Source organism: Micrococcus sp. 116, assembly GCF_902506395.1.
GTDB classification, from domain to species: Bacteria; Actinomycetota; Actinomycetes; order Actinomycetales; family Micrococcaceae; genus Micrococcus; species Micrococcus luteus.
Genome location: NZ_LR732370.1, coordinates 1,831,468 through 1,847,323 on the forward strand (window position 1 = coordinate 1,831,468; position 15,856 = coordinate 1,847,323).

At 74.4% G+C, this 15,856-nt stretch carries 14 protein-coding genes; 6 read left to right on the forward strand and 8 right to left on the reverse strand.

Going from position 1 to position 15,856, the window contains the following annotated elements; translation table 11 throughout:
- Window positions 1-54 precede the first annotated feature (54 nt).
- The 3 genes from CITRIK5_RS08490 to CITRIK5_RS08500 all read left to right on the forward strand — a co-directional run bounded on the left by CITRIK5_RS08490 (window position 55) and on the right by CITRIK5_RS08500 (window position 3,744).
- The gene (locus tag CITRIK5_RS08490) at window positions 55-915 is read left to right on the forward strand and encodes an HpcH/HpaI aldolase/citrate lyase family protein (RefSeq protein WP_144825172.1); all 861 of its coding nucleotides are present in this window, start codon (window positions 55-57) and stop codon (window positions 913-915) included.
- Between the two features lie 209 nt (window positions 916-1,124).
- The gene (locus CITRIK5_RS08495; protein WP_144825171.1) at window positions 1,125-2,075 is read left to right on the forward strand and encodes a hypothetical protein; all 951 of its coding nucleotides are present in this window, start codon (window positions 1,125-1,127) and stop codon (window positions 2,073-2,075) included.
- Window positions 2,076-2,247: 172 nt separating this feature from the next.
- On the forward strand, window positions 2,248-3,744 hold the full coding sequence (locus tag CITRIK5_RS08500) for a YdiU family protein (RefSeq protein ID WP_129867095.1): 1,497 nt from the start codon (window positions 2,248-2,250) through the stop codon (window positions 3,742-3,744).
- Between the two features lie 60 nt (window positions 3,745-3,804).
- Here CITRIK5_RS08500 and CITRIK5_RS08505 read toward each other — a convergent pair whose 3' ends face one another.
- Together CITRIK5_RS08505 and CITRIK5_RS08510 are read right to left on the reverse strand one after the other, a co-directional pair.
- Window positions 3,805-5,094, reverse strand: coding sequence for an NAD(P)/FAD-dependent oxidoreductase (locus CITRIK5_RS08505; protein WP_129867094.1), 1,290 nt, complete (start codon window positions 5,092-5,094; stop codon window positions 3,805-3,807).
- Window positions 5,091-5,420 carry a bifunctional 3-phenylpropionate/cinnamic acid dioxygenase ferredoxin subunit gene (locus CITRIK5_RS08510; RefSeq protein WP_002857882.1) on the reverse strand — a complete coding sequence of 110 codons (330 nt, stop codon included), beginning with the start codon at window positions 5,418-5,420 and terminating at the stop codon, window positions 5,091-5,093. Before CITRIK5_RS08510 ends, CITRIK5_RS08505 begins: the two co-directional genes overlap by 4 nt.
- Window positions 5,421-5,741: 321 nt before the next feature.
- Here CITRIK5_RS08510 and CITRIK5_RS08515 point away from each other — a divergent pair, with 321 nt between their 5' ends.
- Window positions 5,742-7,805 carry a LysM peptidoglycan-binding domain-containing protein gene (locus tag CITRIK5_RS08515; protein ID WP_041102608.1) on the forward strand — a complete coding sequence of 688 codons (2,064 nt, stop codon included), beginning with the start codon at window positions 5,742-5,744 and terminating at the stop codon, window positions 7,803-7,805.
- A 187-nt stretch (window positions 7,806-7,992) separates the two neighbouring features.
- Here CITRIK5_RS08515 and CITRIK5_RS08520 read toward each other — a convergent pair whose 3' ends face one another.
- From CITRIK5_RS08520 to CITRIK5_RS08530, 3 genes are read right to left on the reverse strand one after another with little or no spacing between them, the layout of a single operon-like run.
- Window positions 7,993-8,658 carry a 3-oxoacid CoA-transferase subunit B gene (locus CITRIK5_RS08520; protein WP_020624468.1) on the reverse strand — a complete coding sequence of 222 codons (666 nt, stop codon included), beginning with the start codon at window positions 8,656-8,658 and terminating at the stop codon, window positions 7,993-7,995.
- A gap of 8 nt (window positions 8,659-8,666) precedes the next feature.
- Complete coding sequence (locus CITRIK5_RS08525) at window positions 8,667-9,431, reverse strand: 3-oxoacid CoA-transferase subunit A (protein WP_020624469.1); 765 nt, start codon at window positions 9,429-9,431, stop codon at window positions 8,667-8,669.
- A 47-nt stretch (window positions 9,432-9,478) separates the two neighbouring features.
- Window positions 9,479-10,756 carry a thiolase family protein gene (locus CITRIK5_RS08530; protein ID WP_020624470.1) on the reverse strand — a complete coding sequence of 426 codons (1,278 nt, stop codon included), beginning with the start codon at window positions 10,754-10,756 and terminating at the stop codon, window positions 9,479-9,481.
- Window positions 10,757-10,851: 95 nt separating this feature from the next.
- Between CITRIK5_RS08530 and CITRIK5_RS08535 the strand changes: the two genes are divergently transcribed.
- Entirely contained in the window at window positions 10,852-11,724 is an 873-nt protein-coding gene (locus CITRIK5_RS08535; RefSeq protein WP_135101543.1) for an IclR family transcriptional regulator C-terminal domain-containing protein, read from the forward strand.
- A 159-nt stretch (window positions 11,725-11,883) separates the two neighbouring features.
- Here the strand turns inward: CITRIK5_RS08535 and CITRIK5_RS08540 are convergent, their stop codons facing one another.
- Window positions 11,884-13,236, reverse strand: a complete 1,353-nt coding sequence (locus CITRIK5_RS08540) for an NAD(P)-binding domain-containing protein (RefSeq protein ID WP_020624472.1) — start codon at window positions 13,234-13,236, stop codon at window positions 11,884-11,886.
- Between the two features lie 449 nt (window positions 13,237-13,685).
- Between CITRIK5_RS08540 and CITRIK5_RS08545 the strand changes: the two genes are divergently transcribed.
- The gene (locus CITRIK5_RS08545) at window positions 13,686-14,312 is read left to right on the forward strand and encodes a DUF4352 domain-containing protein (RefSeq protein ID WP_129867092.1); all 627 of its coding nucleotides are present in this window, start codon (window positions 13,686-13,688) and stop codon (window positions 14,310-14,312) included.
- 68 nt (window positions 14,313-14,380) lie between these two features.
- Here the strand turns inward: CITRIK5_RS08545 and CITRIK5_RS08550 are convergent, their stop codons facing one another.
- Both CITRIK5_RS08550 and CITRIK5_RS08555 read right to left on the reverse strand, forming a co-directional pair.
- On the reverse strand, window positions 14,381-14,806 hold the full coding sequence (locus CITRIK5_RS08550; protein WP_044658774.1) for a carboxymuconolactone decarboxylase family protein: 426 nt from the start codon (window positions 14,804-14,806) through the stop codon (window positions 14,381-14,383).
- Window positions 14,807-14,986: 180 nt separating this feature from the next.
- A complete protein-coding gene (locus CITRIK5_RS08555; RefSeq protein WP_159833534.1) occupies window positions 14,987-15,805 on the reverse strand; it encodes an alpha/beta fold hydrolase in 819 nt (272 codons plus the stop codon).
- Window positions 15,806-15,856 lie beyond the last annotated feature (51 nt).

Below are 15,856 nucleotides of genomic sequence, written 5' to 3' on the forward strand. Positions count from 1 at the left end.
GACAACTCAACCCGCGTCGGGTGGAGGGCGCGGAGAACCCCGGAGGAACGTCCCATGCCCGTCCGCCACAACCCGCAGCCGCTGTTCCGCGACCTCTTCACGCCCGAGGCCGTCGCCGCCCGTGGGGGCCGCCCCGCCGCCGGCATGTTCCTCTCCTCCGGGGACCCGACGACGGCGGAGATCTGCGCCGGCGCGGGCCTCGACTACCTGCTCATCGACGCCGAGCACGCCCCGCTGACCCTGCAGGACGTCCTTGCCCAGCTGCGCACGATCGCCGGCTACCGCGTGCCCACCCTGGTGCGCGTGCCGGCGCTGGACACCGTGGCCATCAAGCAGTTCCTGGACCTGGGCGCCCAGACGCTGCTGGTGCCCATGGTCGACGACGCCGCGATGGCCCGCCGCGCCGTGGCCGCCGCCCGCTACCCGGACGGCTCCGCCGAGGGCGGGGTGCGCGGCGTGGGCTCCGCCCTGGCACGCTCCGGCCGCTGGAACCGGATCCCCGGCTACCTGCCCGGCGCGGCGGACCACGTCTCCGTGATCGTGCAGATCGAGACGGCCGCCGGCGTGCGGAACGCGGACGAGATCGCGGCGGTGGACGGGATCGACGGCGTCTTCATCGGTCCCTCGGACCTCTCCGCGTCCCTGGGCCTGCTCGGCCAGCAGTCACATCCGGAGGTGGTGGCGGCGGTGGAGGAGGTCATCGCGAAGGTCAAGGCCGCCGGGAAGATCGTGGGCGTCAACGCGTTCGTGCCCGCGCAGGCCGACGCCTACGCCGCCGCCGGTGCGGACTACGTCAACGTGGGCGCCGACGTCGCCCTGCTGGCCCGCGCCGCCGAGGCCCTCGCCGACCGCTGGTGCCCGGCGCCGAGCGACGTCGCGGCCGGCGGGGAGGGCGCGCCCCGCGCGTCGTACTGACCTGGTCATCCCCTCACTTCGGGGCGCGAAATCCACCCCATGGACGTCCGATCCTGGCCCATGACGTGGATTTCCCGCCTCGAATGGCTCGGGGCCGGCGCCCCGGGGGACGTCACCGCCTCCTGCACAACCGCGCCGGGCCCCCTCGCGCGTCCCCAGGCCCCCGCTCGTCTGTCTCGGGATGCCGACCGACGGAGCACGCTCGCCGCATGCCCCGTCGTCCCGCCCCGCTGCCGCCGTCGATCGACCCCACCGCCTTCACGGTCGATGACGCGCGCCGGGCGGGTGTGACGTGGTCCCGTCTGCAGTCCTCAGACCTGCGGCGGCTGCGCCACGGCATCTACGGGCCGGCCGGCCCTGCGGCGGTCTCCGTCCGTGAGTGGACGATGGACGAGGTCCGCGCGTACCAGCGGCGCCACCCCGGCGTCGTCGTCAGCCATGAGACCGCCGCCCGCCTGCACGGCCTGACCGTGCCCGCACGGCTGCTGGCCCCCGGTGCGGTGCACGTCAGCGTCGGCACCTCGGGCGGCCGGCCGGTCCAGGCGGGTCTGGTGCCGCACCGCATCGAGGTGCCGGAGGGACAGCGGATGACGCGGGGCGGCGTGCTCGTGACGACGCCGGCCCGCACGCTGTGGGACCTGTGCGCGGCACGGTCGGCGCTCACCGAGCGGGACGTCGTCGCCGCCGGTGACGCGCTGCTCTGCCCGCCGTGGCTGCCCGGCGGCGGACGCGGGGCTCCCGCCTACACCCCGGAGGAGCTCGTCCGATCGCTGGCCGAACGGGGACGTTTCCAGGGGCGAGGACTGGCCCGGGCGGCGCTGGCGAGGATGCGCGTGGGGGCGGATTCGCCGCGCGAGACACGTCTGCGGCTGGCGCTCGTCGATGCCGGGCTGCCGGAGCCCGAGGTGCAGTGCCGGCTGGACCCGTCAGACCGCCGCGCTCCGACGGTCGACCTCGGGTATCGGCCGTGGCGCCTCGCGTTGCAATACGAGGGCGAGCACCACCGCACCGCCGAGCAGCAGGCCCGGGACGTGCTGCGCGACCGCTGGTGCGCCGACCGCGACTGGCTCTCGATCAAGGTCATGTGGGCCGACGCCCGGGACGACTACGCGGACGTCGTCGCCCGGGTGCGGCGCCGGGCGGCCGCGTTCGGTGGGTGACCCGGTGAGATCCACGGTCACCGCAGTCCGCCACGGCCCCCCGTTTCGAGGCGCGAAATCCAGGTCATAGGGCTCTGGTCCACGCCCATGGGGTCGATTTCCCGCCTCGAAAGGACGGGCCCGGTGGGAGCCGGTCCGTGAACACCCGTCCTCCCCCACGTAGCGTGGCCCCATGACCACGTCCGTTCCCGCCCTGAGCTCGCATTTCGCCGACACCTTCCCCGAGCTCGCCCTGCCCTGGCAGGCCCAGGCCACGGACGGCCCGCAGCTCGTCCTGCTCAATGCCGGCCTCGCGGCGGAGCTCGGCCTCGACGCCGAGTGGCTCGCCACCGACGACGGCGTCTCCTTCCTCACCGGCGAGCAGCCCGGCCCGGACGCGCGGCCGGTCGCGCAGGCGTACGCGGGCCACCAGTTCGGCCACTACTCCCCCCGCCTGGGCGACGGGCGCGCCCTCCTCCTCGGCGAGCTCACGGCTCCGGACGGTCGGCTCCACGACCTGCATCTCAAGGGCTCCGGTCGCACGCCCTTCGCGCGCGGCAACGCCGACGGGCAGGCCGTGCTCGGCCCCATGCTCCGCGAGTACGTGGTCTCCGAGGCGATGCACGCCCTCGGCGTGCCGACCACGCGGGCGCTGGCCGTCGTCGGCACGGGCCACCCGGTCCGCCGCGAGACCGTGCTGCCGGGTGCGGTGCTGGCCCGGACGGCCGCGTCGCACCTGCGCGTCGGCACGGCCCAGTACGCCGCGGCCCTCCCCGAGCAGGCGCACCCCACGGAGGTGCTGCGCCGGATCGTCGACGAGGCCATCGCCCGCCACCACCCGCACGCCACCGACGCCGAGCACCCCGCGCTCGCGCTCTACGAGGCGGTGATCGCCGCGCAGGCCGAGCTCATCTCCCGCTGGATGCTCGTCGGCTTCGTGCACGGTGTGATGAACACGGACAACATGACCCTGTCCGGCGAGACCATCGACTACGGCCCCTGCGCGTTCATCGACGCCTTCGACCCGGCCGCGAGCTTCTCCTCGATCGACACCCAGGGCCGGTACGCGTACGGCAACCAGGGGCCCATCGCCGCGTGGAACCTCGCCCGGCTCGGCGAGGCCCTCGTGCCCGTGCTCGACGACGACCCCGACCGCGCCGTCGCACTCGCCCAGGAGGCGCTGGGCAGGTTCCACGGCGCCCATCTCGCGGCGTGGCGGGGCGGACTGCGGGACAAGCTCGGCCTCCCGGCGTCGGTGGCGGAGGACGACGTCGCCGCGCTCACCGACCGCCTGTTCCCGTGGCTGGCCGCGGCGCGGGCCGACTGGACCTCGTTCTGGGTGCGGCTGGCCGAGCACACGGCGCCGCCCGTGGACGACGACGCGGCCCGCACCGAGGCGGCACGGCTCGTCCCCGGCGCCCCGGACCCCGCGGGGCTCGCCGCCTGGCTCTCGGACTGGCGGGCGATGGGTCCCGATCCGGCCCGCATGCGCGCGGTGAACCCCGTCTACATCCCGCGGAACCACCTGCTCGACGAGGCCCTGACGGCCGCGGAGGACGGGGACCTCACCGCCGTCCACCGGCTGCTCGAGGCCGTGACGGATCCCTTCACTCCGCGCCCCGGGTTCGAGCGGTACGCGGAGCCGGGTCCGGCGGACGGGGCCCCGTTCGTCACCTACTGCGGCACCTGACCGCTTTCGTTGACGAAACGGACGCCCTCCAGGGCACTTTCGTTGACGAAACGGGCGCTCTCACCCCCGCGCCAGCGACTTGACCGGCACGGCCGGGTCCGCGAGCGCGGCGGCGTCCACCACGATCCCCCGGTCGATGATGCGCCGGGCGGCCTTGACGGTCATGGGGTCGTCGATCGACGCGGCCCCGCGCAGGGTCCCGTCCGCGGCCAGGGCGAAGCTCGCCACCACGACGCCGCGCACCTCGCGGTCCACGATCCGCCCGCCGGCCGGCACCGTCATGTCCCCCACGGCCTCCACGTGGGCGTCGTACCGGTCGGACCAGAACCACGGGGCGCCCGGGGCGTCCGCCTGCTCCCCCAGGATCGCCGCCGCGGCGGCCGCACCGGAACGCAGCGCCGGCTCCCAGTGCCGCGACGGCGCCCACGCGGACCCCCGGGCCCGCGCGGCATCGCCCACGGCCAGGATCCCGGGCACGGTCGTGCGGCCCATCGCGTCCGTGAGCACGCCGTCGGCCACCTCCAGACCGGCGTCCTCGGCGAGGGCGGTGTCCGGCACGGTGCCGCCGGCCAGCACCACGACGTCGGCGTCCACGGTCCGCCCGTCGTGGAGGTGGAGCCGGTGGGCGGCCGGCAGCGCGGCGCCACCGTCGGCGTCCCGGTGCTCGATCCAGGCCGCCCGCCCGACCTCGACCGCGACCCCGTGCTCGGCGTGCATCCGGTGCAGGCGGGCGGCCAGCGCTGGCCCGACCGCCGCGCGAGCCGGGGCGTCCGTCCCGGTCACGAGCGTCACCGCGGCGAGCGAGCGGCGCGCCGCGGCCGCGACCTCCGCCCCCGTGAAACCGCCGCCCACGACCGCCACCTCGGTCCCGAACGTCAGGCGGTCGCGCAGGGTCTCGGCGTCGGCGCGGGTGCGCAGGGTGATCAGGTCCGGGTGGTCGGCGCCGGCGACGTCGAGGGCCCGGGGTCGCCCGCCCGTGGCGAGCACGACCGCGTCCGCGTCCAGGACCCGCCCGGAGGCCGTCTCCACCCGGTGGGGCGCGGGGCCGCCGTCGGGGTGGACGCCGCCCGGCACCACCCGGACCGCCTCGTCCTCCACCAGCTCCACCCCGTGCTCGGCGAACCATGCCGGCGGGGCGAGCAGCAGGCGGTGCGCGTCCGCGTCGCCGGTCAGGAACTCCTTGCTCAGGGGCGGCCGGTCATAGGGCACGCCCTGCGGGTCCACGAGGGCGATCCCGCCCGCGAAACCGCGGCGCCGCAGCTCGCGGACCACGGCGAAGCCCGCGACGCCGCCGCCCACCACCACGACCGAGCCGGGCACGCCCGCCGGGGCGTCGACGTCGTGGCTCATGCGCCGGGGACGAGGTAGAGCTGGCCCTCGCGCTCCTCGACGCGGTGCACGCCGACGCCCTTGGTGGCGGGCAGGCAGAGCGCCTCGCCGGTGCGCAGGCAGAACTGCGCGGCGTGCAGGGGGCACTCCACGCGGTCGTCCTCGAGCCAGCCCTCGGCCAGCGAGGCGTCCTCGTGGGTGCACGTGTCGTCGATCGCGTGGAACTCGCCCGCGTCCGTGTGGAACACCGCGACGTCGTCCCTCGTCCCCGCCGTCGCCGCCGGGACGACGATCGCCTCGCCCTCCGGGACGTCCGCCGCCGCGCCGATGTGGATCGGCTCCGCCATGGTCTGCCTCCTCTGGTTCCCGGGCCGGGCGGCCCGTGGTGGTCTCCCGTCACCGTATCCCCCGGCGCGGACCCGACACCCCTCCGCTGTGCTCCGCCCCGGTGCCACACCGCGCCCACCTGTGAATGGGTGAACCGGACATCACGGGGGCGTGAAATCACCCGACAAGCCTTCGAAAAATGTTCCCGGGAATGGTCGATCACGCTACGATCACGACGGCTCTCCGGCCCTCATCCCGCCCTCACCACGTCACCGACCCGGGAAAGCGACACGGCCCACGCCTGTCGTTCCTCGGGCACTCCACCTTCCGAAGGCATCCGCATGAAGATTCTCCCGCCGCGTTCCGCCGCGTCCCCCCGCCCGCTCGCGCCCGCCGTCGCGGTCGCCGCGCTCTCCGTCCTCGTCGGCGGCCTGCTCCCGCAGCCGCCGTCCGCGACCACGGAGGGCGCCCCCGACGTGCGCCCGCTCGACGACGCCGCCCGCGCCACGACCGTCGGCGCGGCCGCGACCCCCGCGTCGGCCGCTCCCGTCGAGGGCGCCGGCGTCGCGACCGTCCCGCAGGAGGGCGAGAACCTCGTCCCGGCCGAGGAGGCTCCGGCCGGCGTCGTGCTCGGCGAGCCCGTGGTGGACCGCCCGTTCACGGTGGCCGCCGCCGTGTGGGACACCGCGGCGGACGACGCCGTCGAGCGCGTGGAGATCCGCGTGCGTCAGGACGGGGCCTGGGGCCCGTGGCAGGTCCTGGATCGGCCCGTCCTGCCTGAGGACGCCGCCCCCGCGCGCACCGGCACGGACCCGTTCGTCGCGTTCGGCGCGGACGGCGCCCAGCTGCGCGTGACCACCGCCGACGGCGCAGCCCCGGCCGGCCTCGAGCTGTCCCTCATCGACCCGGGCACGGCCGCCACGGACGAGACCGTCGCGAGCGCGCACCCGGCGGTGACCGCCGAGCAGGCCGCGGAGACGGCCGGCCTGCCGCGGGGCGTGAAGTCGAGCGCCGTCGTCGGGGGCGCCGCACCCGCCGAGGCCCGCACCGTGGCCACGGCCTCGGATGCGCGCGCGAAGATCCTCCCGGACGTGATCACCCGCGCGCAGTGGGGCGCGGACGAGTCCTGGGCCGAGTCCTCCCCGCAGTTCGACCAGGTGCGCGCGCTGACCATCCACCACACGGCCGGCACGAACGACTACTCGCGCGCCCAGGCCGTGGAGCAGATGCGCGGCATCTACGCGTACTACACGAGGACCCTCGGCTGGGGCGACTTCCCGTACCACCTGATCACGGACCGCTTCGGCAACATCTACGAGGGCCGCCGCGGCGCCCTGGACTCGAACCCGCTGGGCACGCACGCGGGCGGGTTCAACCGGGGCACGATGGGCATCTCCACGATGGGCAACTACGACGTGGTCGCCCCGTCCGAGGAGGTGGTGGACGCGATGGCCCGCGCCACCGCCTACTACCTGTACCGCGACGGCATCGACGCGCGGGGCCGAGTCACCCTGACCTCGGGCGGCAGCACGAAGTACGCCGCGGGCACGCCCGTCACCGTGGACACGATCTTCCCGCACCGGGCCACGTCCGCGACCGCGTGCCCGGGGCAGCACCTGATGGCCCGCTTCGACGACCTGCGGGACCGCGCCGAGGCCATCGCGACGGCGGCCGGCCAGCCGCCGGCACCGGCCACCCCGGCTCCGACGCCGGCCCCGACGACCGAGCCGTCGACCGCCGGCACGTACACGGTGCAGCCGAACGACGGCTGGTGGACCATCGCCCGCCGCACCGGCGTGCCCGCGGCCACCCTCCAGGAGCTCAACGGCATGACCGAGTCGACCGTGCTCCACCCGGGCATGGTGCTGCGCACCGTCGCCGACCCGACCGCCCCGGAGCCCACCCCGATCACCACCGGCACCTACACGGTGCAGCCGAACGACGGCTGGTGGGTCATCGCCCGACGGACCGGCGTCAGCGCCGCGGAGCTCCAGCGGCTCAACGGCATGACGGCGTCCACCGTCCTGCACCCCGGCATGGTGCTCATCACGGCCGCCACGGCGCCGGCTCCCACGCCCGCCCCCGCGCCGGCCCCGGGCACGTACACGGTCCGCGAGGGCGACGGCTGGTGGATCATCGCCCACCGCACCGGCGTGACGATGGAGACCCTCCAGCGCCTCAACGGCATGACCGCGACCACCGTGCTGCACCCGGGGATGGTGCTGCGGACCGGCCAGACCGCCTCCGCCCCGGCGCCCTCGCCCGCCACCTACGTGGTCCAGGCGAACGACGGCTGGTGGCTCATCGCCCAGCGCACGGGCGTCTCCATGGAGCGCCTGCAGCGCCTCAACGGCATGACGGTCTCGACCCTGCTCCACCCGGGCATGGTGCTGCGCACCGCCTGAGCACCCCGCCGGGACGACGTCGGCCCGCACCTGCGCGCGAAGGTGCGGGCCGCCGTCGTCGGTTGAGTTATCACCGGTCGCAGGCCGCCGCACCCGGGATAAGTCAACCGGCGTTCCTCCCCACGAGAAGTCGACGACGGCGCAGGCCTCCGGGAGCCCGTGGGGCCGGTGACTGCGGCGCGGCGGCTCAGTCCTCGAGCTTCTCGAACCGCACGCCGGGGTGCGCCGCCTCCAGCTCCTCCCACGTGATGCCGTGCAGCTCGCGGACCCGCACGACCCCGGAGGCGTCCAGCAGGAAGACGCCCCGATCCGCGTAGATGCGGGAGACGCAGCCGACGCCGGTGAGGGGGAACGTGCACTCGGCCAGCAGCTTCGGATCGCCCTTCTTGGTGAAGAGATCCATCATCACGTAGGTGTCCTTGGCGCCGATCGCCAGGTCCATCGCACCCCCGACGGCGGGGATCGCCCCGGGCTTGCCCGTGGACCAGTTGGCGAGGTCGCCGGTCGCGGAGACCTGGTAGGCGCCGAGGACGCACACGTCCAGGTGGCCGCCGCGCATCATGGCGAACGAGTCGGCGTGGTGGAAGTACGCGGCCCCGGGCAGCTCGGTGACGGGGATCTTGCCGGCGTTGATGAGGTCTTCATCGATCTGCTCGCCCTCGGCCTGCGGGCCGAAGCCCAGCATGCCGTTCTCGGTGTGCAGGGTGACGTTCTTCTCCGCCTCCAGGTAGTTGGACACCGTGGTGGGCTGGCCGATGCCCAGGTTCACGAAGGAGCCGGGGGCGATGTCCGCCGCGATCGTACGGGCCAGTTCGTCCTGGGTCAGCGGGGTGTCGGTCTGGGTGATGCTCATCGCTCTCCTCACTTCCCCTCGGCGGCCGGCTCGGCCGCGGTCGTCGTGGCCGCGCACGGCTTCGGCCGGCCCTCCGCCAGGGCAGCCCGCTCGGCGCGCTCCTTCTCCCCGGACTCGGTGTCGATCCGCACCACGGTGTCCGTGTAGATGCCGGGGGTCACCACGTGCTCCGGGTCGATCGGCTCCTCGCGGACCTCGTCCACCTGGACGATCGTGGTGGCGGCGGCCGCGGCCATGACGGGTCCGAAGTTGCGGGCGGTCTTGCGGTACACGAGGTTGCCGTGGCGGTCCGCCGCGTACGCCTTGATGAGCGCGACATCGCCGCGGATCGGGGCCTCCAGCACGTAGTGCGTGCCGTCGATCTCGCGGACCTCCTTGCCCTCGGCCAGCTGCGTGCCGTAGCCGGTGGGCGTGAAGAAGCCGCCGATGCCGGCGCCGCCGGCGCGCAGGCGCTCGGCCAGGTTGCCCTGCGGGACGAGCTCCAGCTCGATCTCCCCGGCACGGTAGGCCTCGTCGAAATGCCACGAGTCGGACTGGCGCGGGAACGAGCAGATGATCTTGGCGACCCGCCGCTCCTTGATCAGCAGCGCCAGGCCCGCGTCCGCCTGGCCCGCGTTGTTGTTGACCACCGTGAGGCCGGTGGCCCCGGACTCGAGCAGCGCGTCGATCAGCTCCATCGGCTGGCCGGCGTTGCCGAACCCGCCGATCAGCACCGTGGCGCCGTCGGTGATGCGGGAGACGGCCTGCGCGGCCGTGTCCACGAACTCCAGCATGGGGACTCCTTGGATGAGGGGGTCGGGTGGGTGCTCGGCCGGACGCGTCAGCGCGCGGCCACGTTCTCGAGGACGACGGCGATGCCCTGGCCCACGCCGATGCACAGCGCGGCCACGCCCCACCGCTCACCGGAGGCCTCGAGGCGGCGGGCCAGCGTGCCGAGCACGCGGGTGCCGGAGGCCCCGAGGGGGTGGCCGATCGCGATCGCGCCGCCCCAGGCGTTCACGATCTCCGGGTCCACGCCCCAGGCGTCCGTGCAGGCCAGGGACTGGGCGGCGAAGGCCTCGTTGAGCTCGACGGCGGCCACGTCCTTCCAGCCGATCCCGGCGCGGGACAGGGCCCGGTTCACCGCCTCCACCGGCGCGTAGCCGAAGAAGTCGGGCTCGTTGGCGGCGGTGGCGCGGCCGGCGATGCGGGCCAGGGGCTCCAGGCCGAGCACATCGGCGCCCGTCGACGAGCCCAGGAGGGCGGCCGAGGCGCCGTCGTTCATGGGCGAGGCGTTGCCCGCCGTGACGGTGCCGTTCTCCCGGCGGAACACGGTGCGCAGGCCGGCGAGGGTCTCGGGGGTGGAGTCCGGGCGGACGGTCTCGTCCCGCTCCAGGTCCGTGCCGGGCACGGCGGCCACGAGAGAGTCATACCGCCCCTCGTCCCACGCCCGCGCGGTAAGGCGGTGCGAGCGCGCGGCGAACTCGTCCTGGCGCTCGCGGGAGATGCCGAAGCGCTCGCGCAGCAGCTCCGTGGCCTCGCCGAGCGAGACGGTCCACTCCGGCGGCATCGCGTCATTGATCAGGCGCCAGCCGAGCGTGGTGTTCGCCGCCGCCAGGTCGTGCATGGGGAACGGGCGGGTGGTCTTGGGCAGCACCCACGGGGCACGGGACATCGACTCCACGCCGCCCACGAGGACCACGTCCGCCTCGCCGGTGTTGATCTGGCGGGAGGCGATGATCGCCGCGTCCAGGGATGAGCCGCAGAGGCGGTTCACGGTGGTGCCGGGGATGGACAGCGGCAGGCCGGCCAGGAGGGTGGCCATGCGGGCCACGTTGCGGTTCTCCTCGCCCGCGCCGTTGGCGTTGCCGAAGACGACCTCGTCGATCCGCTGCGGGGCGGCGGCGTCCGTGCCGGCCTCGATCGGGCGGCCGGCGGCGGCGTCGGCCACGGCCTGGGCGGACGCGGCGCGCAGGCCCTCCAGGCCCGGGGCGCGGTCCACGAGGGTGCGGACCACGTGGGCGGCCATGTCGTCGGGGCGCACCCCCGACAGCGCGCCGCCGACCTTGCCGAAGGGGGTGCGGACGGCGTCGAACACGTAGGCATCGGTGAGGCTCATGGCCTCACCGTAGGACCGCCTCGGCGGGCGGGGAAGGGTGTGTGCGTGACGCGCACGGGCGTGCGCTGTGCGCATAGCGGACTACGCTGGCGGACATGACCGACGACGTCGACGCCCCCGGCGCACGTCCCGCGTCGGGCGGGGACGTGGTGCGCGCCCTGGCGTCCGGTCTGGCGGTGCTGCGCGCGTTCACCCCGGACACCCCCACGCTCTTGGTGAGCGAGGCCGCGACCGCCGCGGGGGTCACCCGGGCCACGGCGCGGCGCATGCTGCTGACGCTCACGGAGCTCGGCTACGCCGTGCAGGACGGGCGGCGGTTCGCGCTGACCCCGCGCGTGCTGGAGCTCGGCCACGGCTACTGGTCCGGCCGGTCCGTCTCCGAGATCCTCCGGCCGATCCTCACCCAGGCCTCGCAGCGCCTGCACCAGTCCTGCTCCGCGGGCGTGCTCCACGGGGCGCACCTGATGTACATCGCGCGTGTGCACACCGAGCGGATCCTGCGGGTGAACCTCGACGTCGGCACGCGCCTGCCCGCGTTCACCACGTCCATGGGCCGCGTGCTGCTGGCCGACCTGCCCGAGGACGAGGCCTGTGCCCTGCTCGCAGGCGCCCCGCGCACCCCCGCCACGGAGCACACCCTCACGGACGTGGACGCGCTGATGGCCGAGCTGGCGCGCGTGCGGGAGCAGGGCCACGCCGTGGTGACCGCGGAGCTGGACGCCCATCTGAGCAGCGTCGCCGTGCCCGTGCGCGACGCCGAGGGGCGAGTGGCCGTGGCGATCAACACGGCGCTGTCCCTCGGGCCGGACCATCGCGACCCGGGCGCGCGCCGGGCGGCCCTGCGGACCGGGGCCCGCGTGCCGGCGCCGCGCACGCCGGAGGTGGCGGCCGCCGTCGTGCAGGCCCTGCCGGTGCTGCGCGCCGCCGCGGACGACGCCGAGGCCGCCCTGGCCGCGCTCCAGCGCTGAGCGCCCACCCCCTTCAGCACTCCCCGCACCCGCATCCGCACCAGCACCAGCACCCGCCCCCGCGAATCGACTGCGGTTCTGACCCTTCTGAGGCCCGGAACGGCCGCCAGAAGGGTCGGAAGTGCAGTGGATTCGGAACGGGAAGGGCAGGGTGGGGGGTCAGGCCGGGAAGCGGCGGAGGTACTCCTCGAGGGAGTCGTCCGGGCGGTCCATCCACGGCACCGGGTGCGCCGCGGCCAGCGTGCCGGTCACGGTCGAGCGGTGCCGCCGGTCGCGGAACGTCCGGACGTCCTCGATCCGGGCGTCGCGCATCTCGAGGAAGGTGCGGGCCACCGCCTCGACGTCCACCTCCGGGCAGTCCGTGTGGGAGGACAGGTCCTGGATGTACGCGCCCTGGTAGGCCAGCGCGGCCGGCGGCCCGTCGATCCGCGTCATCCGCTCGAACCAGGCGTCCATGTCGGCCCGACGCTCCTCATCGCCGGGCACCGGGACGCGGCCGAGCAGCACGTCGCGGGCGAAGAAGGCCTGCGCGTCCAGGAGCGTCAGGGTGAACAGCTGCTGGGTGGCACCCAGGTAGAGCACGCGCGGGTCGGCGTGCCAGACCACGCCCTTCCACAGCCCGAACGGGGCCAGCAGGTTCGGGCCGGCCAGCGCCAGCTCGCCCGGCAGGAAGGGGTAGTGGTGGCGGTAGCCGGTGCACAGCAGCACGGCGTCGTACTCGGCGGTGGAGCCGTCCGCGAAGGTGACCTCCGCACCGTCGAACCCCTGCACCTCGGGGGCCTCGTCCATGCCGGCCGGCCACGCGATGTCCTGCGGGCGGGCACGGTAGGCGGTGGTCACGTGGGCGGCGCCGGCGCGGTGCAGCTGCAGGGCCAGGTCCTGCCCGGAGTAGGAGGAGCCCACCACGAGCACGCGACGGCCCGTGTACGGCTCCGGGCTTCGGTAGTCGTGGGCGTGCTGGACCTGCCCGGGGAAGGTCTCCACGCCGGGCCAGGACGGCAGGTGCGGGGTGTGGAAGTGCCCGGTGGCCACCACGACGCGGTCGAACCGCTCGGTGACGGCCTCGCGCGTGACCAGGTCCTCCGAGGTCACCCCGAACCCGCCGTCGTCGAGCGGCTGCACCCAGCGGACGGCCGTGGCGAACCGGATCTGCGGGCGGATGCGCCCGGCCACCTCGGCCACCCGGCCCACGATGTAGTCCCGCATGGCCTCCCGCGGGAGGTACGAGGACACGGCGCGGCCGAAATGCGCATCGAACGGGTAGTCCGGGTACTCCATGCACTCCTTGGGCCCGTTGATCCACAGGTCCCGGTACATGGCGGAGTGCACGGGCTCGCCGTGGCGGTCCGCGCCGGTGCGCCAGTCCAGGTTCCACTGGCCGCCCCAGTCGTCCTGGCGCTCGAACGCCACGACCTCCGGGACCGCCGCCCCCGCGTCCTCGGCCAGGGCGAGGCTCCTCAGCAGGGCCATGCCGGACGGGCCGGCTCCGATCAGGGCGACGCGCTCACGCATGGGTGTCCTTCCGAGAGTGGGGGTGGGGCGGCTCGGCCCGACCGTAGCACCGGCCCCCGCGAATCGACTGCGGTTCTGACCCTTCTCCGGGGTGGAACGGCCGCCAGAAGGGTCACAAGTGCAGCGGGCCACCCGCACCATGATCGACCCGCCGAACGGGGCGCGGCGGACAAGGGTCACGGCCGCCACGGCCATGAGTCCGAGGCCGTAGAGGAGGCCGGCCGGGTCCCACATGCCCAGCACGACGCCGGACCCGGCGTCGGCAAGGTCGGCATCGTGCCGGGCGAAGACCTCCTGGGCCAGCTGGAACGCGATGCTCCGGGGAGTACTCCCAGCTTCCTCTACGGCATGCGATACTCCCATCATTCATTACTCAATTCACGCGCCGTGCATGGCAGCCGTTGGCCACAACGGCATGTGACATCACTGCGCCCTCCCGAAGGAGCATCGTGGCCCGCAAGAGCAATCCTGTGTATTACGACGCCAACGGCAATGTCGTGCAGCCCCCCGCGAAGAAGAAAGGGGGGTGTCTCAAGTACGCCCTGATCGGCCTGCTCGCCCTGATCGTGATCGCCGTCCTCGCCTCCATGATGGGCGGCGGTTCGAACAGCACCTCGGAGGGGGGCGGAGAGGCCGCCTCCCAGGGCGAGACCAGCTCCAGCGACGAGGCAGCCAAGGTCGGCCTCGGCCAGGAGTTCACCGTGGGCGACTGGGCCACGACCGTTGAGTCGGTCGATACGCCCGTCGCGAGCGTCGGCCCGTCCGGCTTCTCCACGGAGGCCCAGGGCGAGTTCGTGCCCGTGCAGATCAGCGCGAAGAACAACGCCAAGGAGGAGCGGACGTTCTTCGCCGACAGCGTGAAGCTCGTCAGCGCAGACGGGGCCGAGTACAGCTACAGCACGGACGCATCGATCTACGGCACCGAGAACGGCATGAACATCGAGCCGACCAACCCGGGCAACGTGGCCAGCGGCTACCTGTGGTTCGACGTTCCGGCAGGGACCGAGATCACCCAGGTCAAGGTCTCCGGGGGCGGCCTCTCCCTCGATCAGCCGGTGGTCGTCGAGCTCGACTGATCAGCGCGCAGACGAGGCCCCATGTCCTTCCCGGGCATGGGGCCTCGTGCGCGCTGTGAACGTTGCGCTCAGAGCGGCCTGCCCTCGGCGAGGTCGGCGTCCTCCTGGGCGAGCTTGAACGCGATGTTCGCCGCCGGCACGGAGGCGTAGACCGCGGTCTGCAGGAGGATCTCCTGGATCTCCTCCCGGGTCAGGCCGTTGCGCAGGGCGGCGCGCGGGTGCATGGCGCACTCGTCCCAGTAGCCGCCGGCCACCATGGCGGAGATGGTCACGGCTGAGCGCATCCGCCGGTCCAGACCGGGCCGCGTCCAGATCGTCCCCCATGCGTAGCGGGTGATCAGGTTCTGGAAGTCCTCGGTGGTGGCGTCCTTCCTCGCCTCGGCGCGGTCCACGTGGGCGTCGCCCAGGACCTCGCGGCGCACGGCCCTGCCCGCGTCGAGCACCTCCTGGGAGGTGCGGTCCATGTCGTGCCCGATGGGCTGCTCGGCGCTCATGCGCAGTCTCTCCTCGTGGTGGGGGCGTCGTCGTGCGGGGCAGGGCGGGAGNGGGGAGATCGCCGTCCCCGTCCTCACGATCCACGGCGTGGCGGACCAGGTCACCCCGCCCTCGGCGGGCGAGGAGATCGCCGCCGCGGTGCCGGGCACCGTGACCCACGTGTTCGACGAGACCGCCCATCAGGCCCCCCTCGAGCAGCCCGAGCGCGCCGGGAAGGCGGCCAGGGCCGCGGCGGTGCGCTCGGGCTGCTCGAGGGGGGCCTGATGGGCGGTCTCGTCGAACACGTGGGTCACGGTGCCCGGCACCGCGGCGGCGATCTCCTCGCCCGCCGAGGGCGGGGTGACCTGGTCCGCCACGCCGTGGATCGTGAGGACGGGGACGGCGATCTCCCCGAGGCGCCCGCGCACGTCGAAGTCGGCCAGCGCCTCGCACAGGCGCGCGTAGGAATGGCGGTCCGCCTCCTGCAGGGTGTGCAGCAGGCCCGTCGTCCGCTCCGGGTGGGCCGCGATGAACCCGTCGGCGAACCAGCGCTGCGCCGAGCCCTCGACGAGGGTCGGGGTGCCGGCACGCTCCACGAGCTCGGCGCGCTCGCGCCAGGACCCCGCCTCGCCGATCTTCGCGGCGGAGCAGATCACGGCCACACCGGAGACGGTGTCCGCGTGGTCCAGGGCCAGCTGCAGCGCCACGCACCCGTTGAGGGAGACGCCCGCGAAGTGCACGGGCAGGTCCGCGGGAACGGTGCCGTCCTCCTGCAGCGCCTGCACGGCGGCGACGACGGCGTCCGCCAGCTCCGCCATCGAGAACGGCTCGGCGTGGGGCTCGGAGGCGCCGTGGCCGGGCAGGTCGTAGCCGACCACCACGGTGTCCTCAGGGAGCTGCTGCGCGGCGAGGCTCCACAGGGCCTGGACGCCGGTGCCGAGGCCGGCGCCGACCACGAGCACGCGGGCGGGGTCCTGGGCGGGCTTCAGGAGGGTGGTGGTGACACGGGGGGTGCTCATGGGCGGTCCTTCCTCTGCGGCGGCGCCGCACCCCGAGGGGCGCGGCCGGTT

Coding starts and splice junctions, on each gene's coding strand:
- CITRIK5_RS08540 (WP_020624472.1), bottom strand. CDS start 13,236: ATGCGTGAGCGCGTCGCCCTGATCGGAGCCGGCCCGTCCGGCATGGCC.
- CITRIK5_RS08505 (WP_129867094.1), bottom strand. CDS start 5,094: ATGAGCCACGACGTCGACGCCCCGGCGGGCGTGCCCGGCTCGGTCGTG.
- CITRIK5_RS08530 (WP_020624470.1), bottom strand. CDS start 10,756: ATGAGCCTCACCGATGCCTACGTGTTCGACGCCGTCCGCACCCCCTTC.
- CITRIK5_RS08550 (WP_044658774.1), bottom strand. CDS start 14,806: ATGAGCGCCGAGCAGCCCATCGGGCACGACATGGACCGCACCTCCCAG.
- CITRIK5_RS08520 (WP_020624468.1), bottom strand. CDS start 8,658: ATGAGCATCACCCAGACCGACACCCCGCTGACCCAGGACGAACTGGCC.
- CITRIK5_RS08525 (WP_020624469.1), bottom strand. CDS start 9,431: ATGCTGGAGTTCGTGGACACGGCCGCGCAGGCCGTCTCCCGCATCACC.
- CITRIK5_RS08535 (WP_135101543.1), top strand. CDS start 10,852: ATGACCGACGACGTCGACGCCCCCGGCGCACGTCCCGCGTCGGGCGGG.
- CITRIK5_RS08495 (WP_144825171.1), top strand. CDS start 1,125: ATGCCCCGTCGTCCCGCCCCGCTGCCGCCGTCGATCGACCCCACCGCC.
- CITRIK5_RS08500 (WP_129867095.1), top strand. CDS start 2,248: ATGACCACGTCCGTTCCCGCCCTGAGCTCGCATTTCGCCGACACCTTC.
- CITRIK5_RS08490 (WP_144825172.1), top strand. CDS start 55: ATGCCCGTCCGCCACAACCCGCAGCCGCTGTTCCGCGACCTCTTCACG.
- CITRIK5_RS08555 (WP_159833534.1), bottom strand. CDS start 15,805: ATGAGCACCCCCCGTGTCACCACCACCCTCCTGAAGCCCGCCCAGGAC.
- CITRIK5_RS08515 (WP_041102608.1), top strand. CDS start 5,742: ATGAAGATTCTCCCGCCGCGTTCCGCCGCGTCCCCCCGCCCGCTCGCG.
- CITRIK5_RS08510 (WP_002857882.1), bottom strand. CDS start 5,420: ATGGCGGAGCCGATCCACATCGGCGCGGCGGCGGACGTCCCGGAGGGC.